We start from the raw sequence: 9834 nt of genomic DNA, 5'->3' as shown, positions 1-9834 counted from the left end.
TCCGGATCCACCGGAACATACGCCGCCCCCGCCTTCATCACCGCCAACACCGCCACCGCGGCCTCCACCGACCGCGGCAACGCCACCGCCACATGCGACTCCGGACCCGCCCCGAACTCCCCCACCAGCACCCGCGCCAACCGGTTCGCCCACCCGTTCAACTCCCCGTACGACACCACCCGATCACCATCGACCACCGCCGCCGCCCCCGGCCGCGAAGCCGCCACAGCCTCGAACAACTCCGGCACCACCACCGGCACCACCGCCGAAGCCGTGTCGTTCCACTCCACCAGCAACCGGCGCCGCTCCGCCCCCGACAACACCGGAACCTCACCCAGCCGCCGATCCGGATCCCCCACCACCGAACCCAGCAACCGGCAGAACCGCTCCGCGATCCCCTCCGCCGTCCCCCGATCGAAGATGTCCGTCGCGAACTTGACGACGCCCTCCATGCCCGTGGGCGTGCCGTCGGGCGCGTAGGACTCGGTCAGCCCGACCCACAGGTCGAACTTGGCCGAGCCGATCTCGGGGCTGTCCACCTCGACCGACAGGCCCGGCAGGCGGACGTTGTCGCCGACCACGTCCCGGTCCACGGTGAGCGTCACCTGGTACAGGGGCGCGTGGCTCATCGACCGCGCGGGGTTGACGGCGTCCACGACCCGGTCGAAGGGCACGTCGGCGTTGGCGTAGGCGGACAGGTCGACCTCGCGCACCCGGTCCAGCAGTTCCCGGAAGGTCGGGTCGCCGGAGGTGTCGGCGCGCAGCACCACCATGTTGATGAAGAAGCCGACCACCTTGTCCAGGGCCTCGTCGGCGCGGCCGGCGACGCCGGTCCCGATCGGGATGTCGGTGCCGGAGCCGAGCCGCGTCAGCAGCCCGGCGAGCGCGGCGTGCATCACCATGAACAGCGTGGCGCTGCTGCGGCGGGCCAGCTCGATGAGGTCCCAGTGCAGTTCCGCGCCGATCTCGAAGGTGACCCGCTCGGCTGTGCCGTGCCGCTGCGCGGGACGGGACCGGTCGGCGGGCAGCTCCAGCGGTTCGGGCGCGCCCGCGAGCCGGCCCCTCCAGTAGTCGAGCTGCTGGGAGATCGGGCTGCCGGGGTCGGTGTCGCTGCCCAGGGCCTCGCTCTGCCACAGCGTGTAGTCGGCGTACTGCACCGGCAGCGGCTCCCAATCGGGGGCGACCCCTGCCAGGCGCGCCGCGTACGCGGTCGACAGGTCGCGGCTGAGGGTGCCCATCGAGACGCCGTCGGTGGCGATGTGGTGCAGCAGGATCAGCAGGCAGTGCTCCTCGGCGCCCGGCTCGAACAGCGTCGCCCTGATCGGGATCTCGGCGGCCAGGTCGAAGGCGTGCTTGAGCGCGGCGCCCATCAGCCCGGGTAGCCCGCCTGCGTCCACGGGCACGACCTCGAAGACGGGCCGCGCCTCGCCGGCCGGGTGGATCCGCTGGTACGGCCGGCCGCCGTCGTCCAGGTGGACCGTGCGCAGCGACTCGTGCCGGTCGACCAGGTCTGCCAGCGCCGACTCGAGGGCGGCGGCGTTCAGGGCGCCCGACAGGCGCAGCACGAGCGGGACGTTGAACGTCGGGCTCGGCCCCTCCAGGCGGTGCATGAACCACAGCCGCTGCTGGGCGTAGGACAGCGGGATCCGCTCCGGCCGCTCCATCGGGGCCAGGGCCGGCCTGTCGTCCTGGTTCGCCCGCAGGCGGTCGACCAGCGCGGCGACGGTGGGGGTGCGGAACAGGTCGCGGACCCGCAGCTCGGTGCCGAGCGTGGACCTGATCCTGCTGACCAGGCGGGTGGCCAGCAGGGAGTGGCCGCCGAGCTCGAAGAAGTTGTCGTCGACGCCCACGTGCGGCACCCCGAGGATCTCGGCGAACAGGCCGCACATGATCTCCTCGCGGGCGGAGCGCGGGGTCCTGCCGCCCGACCTGGTGGCGAACTCGGGGGCCGGCAGCAGCTTCCTGTTGAGCTTGCCGTTGGGCATCGTCGGCAGCGCGTCGAGGGTGACGAAGGCCGCGGGCACCATGTACTCCGGCAGCTTGGCGGCCACGTGCGCACGGAGCTGCCCGGACTCGGGCGCCTTCGCCGAGCCGGTGACCAGGTAGGCGACGATGCGCCGGTCTCCGGGCCGGTCCTCCCGGACGATGACGGCGGCCTGGCCGATCTGGGGGTGCCGGGTCAGCACGGCCTCGATCTCGCCCAGCTCGACGCGGAAGCCGCGCACCTTGACCTGGTCGTCGACCCGGCCGACGAACTCAAGTTGCCCGTCGGCCCGCCAGCGGACCGCGTCACCCGTGCGGTACATCCGACCGCCGTTGAACGGATCGGCCACGAACCGCTCCGCCGTCAGCGACGGACGGCCCAGATAGCCGCGCGCCAGCCCGTCACCGGCCACGTACAGCTCCCCGGCGACTCCCGGGGGCACCGGCCGCAGGGCGGAGTCCAGCACGTAGACCTGCGTGTCGCACAGGGGCGAGCCGATGGGCGGGGTCCCGCCCGGCGTCAGGGGGCTGCTGGCCGTGGCCCAGATCGTGGCCTCGGTGGGGCCGTAGCCGTTGAGCAGCCGGCGGCCCTCGCCCCACCGCTCCACCAGCTCGGGGCCGACGACGTCTCCGCCGGTCAGCAGGGTCGTCAGTTCGGGCAGGGGCGTGACGGGCACGCTCGCCAGCGTGGCCGAGGGGATGACCGCGTGGCTGATCCGCTGTGCGGAGAGCAGCTCCGCGAGGTCGTCGCCGCCGCGCACGTGCGGTGGCGCGATCACCAGGGTGCCGCCGGCGCCGAAGGCCATCAGCAGTTCCATGACCGAGACGTCGAAGCTCGGCGAGGCGAGCTGGAGCACGCGGCTGCCCGGTTCGACCAGCAGGCGGTCGCGCATCGAGGCGACGGTGGGGGCGATGCCCTGGTGGGTGACCACGACGCCCTTGGGACGCCCGGTCGACCCGGAGGTGTAGATCACATACGCCGGCGAGGAGATCCCGAGCGGCGCCACCCGCTCCTCGTCGGTCAGGTCGTGCTCCGGTCGGCCGCTCAGGGCGTCCATGCCGTTCACGCCCGCGAGACCGTCCAGCACCAGCCGCGGCACGCCGGCCGGCAGCTCACCCATGCCCCCGGAACCGGTGATGACCAGCGATGGGCGGGTGTCGGCCAGCATCAGCGCGATGCGCTCCGCCGGATAGTCCGGATCCACCGGAACATACGCCGCCCCCGCCTTCATCACCGCCAACACCGCCACCGCGGCCTCCACCGACCGCGGCAACGCCACCGCCACATGCGACTCCGGACCCGCCCCGAACTCCCCCACCAGCACCCGCGCCAACCGGTTCGCCCACCCGTTCAACTCCCCGTACGACACCACCCGATCACCATCGACCACCGCCGCCGCCCCCGGCCGCGAAGCCGCCACAGCCTCGAACAACTCCGGCACCACCACCGGCACCACCGCCGAAGCCGTGTCGTTCCACTCCACCAGCAACCGGCGCCGCTCCGCCCCCGACAACACCGGAACCTCACCCAGCCGCCGATCCGGATCCCCCACCACCGAACCCAGCAACCGGCAGAACCGCTCCGCGATCCCCTCCGCCGTCCCCCGATCGAAGATGTCCGTCGCGAACTTGAGGTTGACCTTGATCCCGTCGGGCACCCGCCCGGCCTGCGGGTCCTCGGCGTGCGCCTCCTCCAGGAAGAACATCAGGTCGAACTTGGCCGCTTCGAGCTCGACGTCGGGCGGGCTGACGGCCAGCCCCGGCATCCGCGCCCGCGCGCCCGCGTAGTTCTGCAGGACGATGCTGACCTGGAACAGCGGGTGGTGCGCCAGCGAGCGGGCCGGGTTGACGACGTCGACCAGCCGCTCGAACGGGATGTCCTGGTTGGCGTAGGCGACCAGGTCGACCTCGCGCACCCGGTCCAGCAGCTCCCGGAAGGTCGGGTCGCCCGAGGTGTCGGTGCGCAGCACCATCGTGTTCACGAAGAAGCCGACCAGGTCGTCGAGGTTCTCGTGGCTGCGGCCGGCCAGGCCGGTCCCGATCGGCAGGTCGGTGCCCGCCCCCATCCTGGTCAGCAGCGCGGCGAAGACGGCGTGCGCCACCATGAACACCGTCACCCCGGCCTGGTGGGCGAGGGCGACGAGCTCCCTGTGCAGTGCGGCGTCGATCTGGAGGGTGACCATGTCGCCCTTGTTGCCGGCGACGGCCGGCCGCGGCCGGTCCATCGGCAGCTCGATCAGCTCCGGCATGCCGGCGAGGGTGCCGCGCCAGTGCTCGACCTGCCGGGCGAGGGCGCTGTCGGGGTCCTCCTCGCGGCCCAGCGTCCTGGTCTGCCAGAGCGCGTAGTCGGCGTACTGGACCGGCAGGGGACGCCACGCGGGCGCGGCGCCGCCGCACCGGGCGGTGTAGGCCTCGGCGAGGTCGCGCAGCAGCGCCGCCCACGACCAGCCGTCGCAGGCCACGTGATGGATGACCAGGTGCAGGACGTGTTCCCCCGCGCTCAGCGAGAACAGGCCCACCCTGATGGGGGGCTCCTCGGCCAGCTTGAAGGACCGGTGGCCGAACGCGGTGAGCGCCTCCTTGAGGTGCTCGGGCTCGACGTCGGTGAACGCCACCTCGACCCGCGCGTCCTTGGGCGCGAGGACCACCTGGTACGGCTCCCCCGCCTCGCTGAGGATGAGGGTGCGCAGCACCTCGTGCCTGGCCACCACGTCGCCGATCGCGGCGCGCAGCGCGGCCTTGTTCACCAGGCCGCCGAGGCGCAGCACGGTGGGGATGTTGTACTGCGGGTTGTCCTCATCCAGGCGGTGGATGAACCACACGCCGCGCTGGGCGTAGGACAGGGGGATGCGCTCAGGACGGGGCTGCGGCTCGGGCTTCGACCGGCCCTGCCCCGCGAGGTCGATGCGCTCCACCAGCGCGGCCGGGGTCGGCGCCTCGAACGCCTCGCGCACGCCGAGTTCGACGCCGAAGACCGAGCGGACGCGGGCGACGAGCCTGGTCACCAGCAGCGAGTGGCCGCCGAGCTCGAAGAAGTTCGCGTCCGTGCCCACCTGGGGCAGGCCGAGCAACTCGGCGAAGATGCCGCAGACGATCTCCTGCTGCGGGGTGCGCGGGGCGGATCCGCCGACCGGCGCGGCGGGGCCGGGGGCGGGCAGCGCGGCCCGGTCCAGCTTCCGGTTCGCGGTCAGCGGCAGGGCGTCGAGCACGACCACGGCGGAGGGCACCATGTACCCGGGCAGCAGGGTCCTCGCGTGCTCGAGCAGGTCCACCGGCTCGCCGGAGATGAGGGTGACGTAGGCGACGATGCGCTGGTCGCCGGGGCGGTCCTCGCGCACGATCACGGCGGCGTGGGCCACCTGCGGGTGCTCGCCCAGCACGGCCTCGATCTCGCTGAGCTCGATCCGGAACCCGCGCACCTTCACCTGGTGGTCGACGCGGCCGGCGAACTCCATCTGCCCGTCGGGCCGCCAGCGCGCGAGGTCGCCGGAGCGGTACATCCGCGATCCGGTGCGGAACGGGTCGGCCACGAAGCGCTCCGCGCTCAGGCCCGGGCGGTTGAAGTAGCCGCGGCTGACCAGGTCTCCGGCGATGTACAGCTCGCCGACGACGCCGGGCGGCACCGGCCGCAGCCCCGCGTCCAGGACGTAGAGCCTGGTGTTCCAGATCGGCCGGCCGATGGGGACGACCCCCGCCGGCACCTGGTCGCCGGGCTCGACGCGGTACTCCATGCAGCCCACGGTCGTCTCCGTGGGGCCGTACTCGTTGATCACGGTGGCCCGCGGGTGGCGGCGCCGCCACTCGTCCAGCACCTCGCCCATCAAGGACTCGCCGCCCAGCACGAGCTGCTCGGAGGGCGAGAAGCGGTCGGGCAGGCCGATCAGCAGGGGGAGGTGGCTGGGGGTGGCCTTGACGAAGCTCGGCCGCGTCATGGGCGCCCCGGCGTCGGCGTCGCCGTCCAGGTCGACCAGATGGGCGCATCCGCCGCTGGTCAGCGGCCCGAACAGGCCGGTCACCGTCAGGTCGAAGGAGACCGGCGAATGCACCAGGGCGCGGCCGTCGACGCTGCCGTAGGCGTGCCTGGCCCAGGCCAGGTAGTGGTTGAGCGAGCGGTGCTCGACCACGACGCCCTTGGGGCGGCCGGTCGACCCGGAGGTGTAGATGACGAACGCCGGGTTGGCGGGCGTCAGGCCGCTGTCCGGACGTCCGGCGGGCAGTGCGGCCGCCTCGGCCTCCAGGGCGGCGAGATCCTCGGGCGCGCCCAGGGTGAGGACGGGCGCGACGTCGTCCAGCATGAAGCGGATCCGCTCGGCGGGCAGGGCGGGGTCGACGGGCAGGTAGGCGCCGCCGGCCTTCATGATGGCGAGCAGGGCGACCACCAGCCCGGCCGACTTGGGCAGCGCCACGGCGACGAACCGCTCGGGCGCCACGCCCCGGGTGGCGAGGACGCGCGCCAGCCGGTCGGCGCGGGCGTCCAGCTCGGCGTAGGTGAGCACCTCGCCGCCGCAGTCCACGGCCGCCGCGCCGGGGGTGCGGGCGGCCTGCCGCTCGAACAGCTCGGGCAGCGTGGCCGAGGGCACGGGGTGCGCGGTGGCGTTCCACTCCTCCAGCAGCGTGTCGCGCTCGCCGGGGGTGAGCAGGTCGAGCTCGCCGATGCGCCGGTCCGGTTCGCGGACGGCCCCTTCGAGCAGCCGCACCAGCCGGGCGGCGAGCACCTCGGCGGTGTCCCGGTCGAACAGGTCGGTGGCGTAGTCGAGGGCGCATTCGACCTCGCCCGCCTCTCCCCATTCGGCGGGCTCCCTGACGAAGAAGCTGAGGTCCACCTTGGCGGCGCCGGTGTGCACGGTGGGCTCCACGGCCGGCCGCAGCTCCGGGCCGAACACGGGCGTGCGCAGGGTGCTCTCGAAGGTCAGCATGACCTGGAACACCGGGTGGTAGGACAGCGAGCGGACCGGGTTGACCGCCTCCACGACGCTCTCGTAGGGCACGTCCGCGTTGGCGTAGGCGGCGAGGTCGGCCTCGGTCACCCTTGCGAGCAGGTCGCGGAAGGCCGGGTCGCCGGAGGTGTCGGCCCGGAGCACCAGCGTGTTGAGGAACTTGCCGACGAGCCGGTCCACGGCCTCGTCGCCGCGGCCCGCGGTGGCGGTGCCGATGGGGATGTCGGTGCCGGCGCCGAGCCGGGTCAGCAGCGCGGCCACGGCGGCCTGGACCACCATGAAGACGGTCGATCCCGAGCGCCTGGCCAGCCCGACCAGGTCACGGTGCAGGCTCTCGGGCAGGCGGAAGCCGACCCGGGCGCCGCCGTTCCCCGCCACGGCGGGACGGGGCCGGTCCAGCGGCAGCTCCAGCAGCTCAGGGCCGCCGGCCAGGGCCTCCCGCCAGTACGCCACCTGCCTGGCGGCCAGGCTGTCGCCGTCCTCGGGGTCGCCGAGGAGCTCCCGCTGCCACAGGGTGTGGTCGGCGTACTGGATCTCCGGCATTCCGGGGGGCGCGGCCCTGCCGTCCCGGTGGGCGTAGGCGGCGGCCAGGTCGTCGAGGAGGGGCTGCTCCGACAGGCCGTCACTGGCGATGTGGTGGGTGACCAGCATGAGCACGTGCTCGCGCGCGCCGAGCCTGAACAGGGTCGCGCGGAAGGGCGCCTCGCGGGTGAACGCGAAGGGACGCGCCGCCTCGGCGTGCAGGGCCTCCGGCAACCCGTCCGCCGTGACGGTCACCACGGGCAGCTCAACGGTGACGGTCCCGGGGGCGAGCACGAGCTGGTACGGCTCGCCGTCGACGTCGGGGTAGAGGGTGCGCAGCGGCTCGTGGCGGGCCGCCACGTCGGCGACGGCCAGGCCGAGCGCCTCGGCGTTCAGCGGGCCCGACAGCCGGAGGGCGAGCGGGAGGTTGTAGGTGGCGCTGGGCCCCTCGAGGCGGTGCAGGAACCACAGCCCGCGCTGGCCGGCCGAGAGCGGCATCCGCTCGGGCCTGGGGCGGACGGTGAGCCCGGGCCTGCGGCCCTTGGCGGCGGTCGCGATCCGGCCGCCGAGGGCCTCGACGGTCGGCGACTCGAACAGGGCGCGCAGCGGCAGCTCGACGTCGAACGCCTCGCGGACCGTACCCACCAGCCGGGTGGCCAGCAGGGAGTGCCCGCCGAGCTCGAAGAAGTTGTGGTCCAGGCCGACCTCCGCCACGCCGAGCGCGTCGGCGAACAGGCGGCACAGCAGCCGCTCCTCGCCGGTGCGGGGGGCCAGGCCCGCCGGTGGCGCCTGCCACGGCGGCGCGGGCAGCGCGCGGCGGTCGAGCTTGCCGTTGGCGGTCAGCGGCAGGGCGTCGAGCACGACCACGGCGGAGGGCACCATGTACCCGGGCAGCGTGGCCCTGGCGTGCTCGAGCAGGTCCACCGGCTCGCCGGAGGCGAGGGTGACGTAGGCGACGATGCGCTGGTCCCCCGCCCGGTCCTCGCGCACGATCACCGCGACCTGCCCGACCCGCGGGTGGCCGCCGATTACGGCCTCGATCTCGCCGAGCTCGATGCGGTGCCCGCGCACCTTGATCTGGTCGTCGACGCGGCCGGCGAACTCCAGCACGCCGTCCGCGGTCCACCGGCCGAGGTCGCCGGTGCGGTACATCCGCTCGCCGGGCGCCCCGGAGGGGTCGGGCACGAACCGCTCGGCCGTGAGCCCGGGACGGTTGATGTAACCGCGGGCCAGTCCGGTGCCCGCGATGTACAGCTCGCCCACCTCGCCCGGGGGCAGCGGGCGCAGTTTCGCGTCCAGGACGTGGACGCGGGTGTCGTCCATCGGCCGGCCGAGGGGCAGGACGCCGTCGGGGACCTGCCGTCCCGGCTCGATCCGGTACTCGGCCACGTTCACGGTGGCCTCGGTCGGCCCGTAGACGTTCAGCACGGTGACGTCCGGGTGCCGCTCACGCCATCCGCGCAGCGCCTCCCCGCGCAGGGCCTCCCCGCCGAACATCAGCTCGCCGGTCGGGGAGAAGCGCTCGGGCAGGATGTCCAGCAGGGGCAGGTGGCTGGGGGTGGCCTTGAGGAACGTGCACGCGCCGCCCTCGTCCCGCCACCCTTCCTCGGCCAGCGCCGAGACCCGCACGCAGCCGCCCGCGACCAGCGGCGCCCACAGCGAGGTCACGGTCATGTCGAAGGAGACCGAGGAGTGCCAGAGCGACTCCCCGCTCAGGCTCGGGTAGTTCCGCAGGGACCACAGCAGGTAGTCGGTCAGCGCGCGGTGCTCGATGACCACGCCCTTGGGCGTGCCGGTCGAACCGGAGGTGTAGATGACATAGGCGGGGTGCGCGTCCGGTAGGCGCACCGGCTCGGACGGCCACTCGCCCGGCTCGGCGGCGTCCTGGCCCAGCTCCTCCATCAGGAACCGCCCGCCGGCCCCCTCCTGGGGGAGGCCGGCCGCCGCCGCGCCGTCGGTCAGGACGCATACCGGGCGCGCGTCCCGCAGCATGAACGCGACGCGGTCACGCGGATAGTCCAGGTCGATCGGGAGGTAGGCCGCCCCGGTCTTCAGCACCGCAAGCAGCGCCACGACCAGGTCGGCCGAGCGCGGGAGGGCCACCGCCACGAGGCGTTCGGGTCCCGCGCCCAGCTCGGCCAGACGGAGGGCAAGGCGGCCGGCGCGGCGGTCGAGCTCCGCGTAGGTCAGCTCGGCGTCCGCGGACCTGACCGCCGGCGCGTCCGGCGTGCGGCGCGCCTGGGCGGCGAACAGGCCGGGAAGCCACCCGCGCATCTCCGCGACGTCGTTACGCGCGCCGTCCAGCCGGTCCGAATCCATAAGCATGCCAGCCATCCCTTGACTCCTACTCACTATTCGCGCCCCGACGGACCGAGTCTAAAAACGCGCCGTT

The 9834-nt window shown here is 73.7% G+C and carries 1 protein-coding gene; it reads right to left on the bottom strand.

The window, feature by feature from the left end:
* On the bottom strand, positions 1-9767 hold a 9767-nt coding region (locus tag MYF83_RS01925; protein WP_248958370.1), incomplete at its 3' end, for a non-ribosomal peptide synthetase.
* Between the last annotated feature and the right edge of the window lie 67 nt (positions 9768-9834).

The organism is Sphaerisporangium perillae, from assembly GCF_023276435.1.
In the GTDB taxonomy this organism is placed as follows: domain Bacteria; phylum Actinomycetota; class Actinomycetes; order Streptosporangiales; family Streptosporangiaceae; genus Sphaerisporangium; species Sphaerisporangium perillae.
The sequence above is the reverse complement of the archived record's forward strand: the minus strand, read 5'-3'. Positions and strand labels throughout refer to the sequence as shown.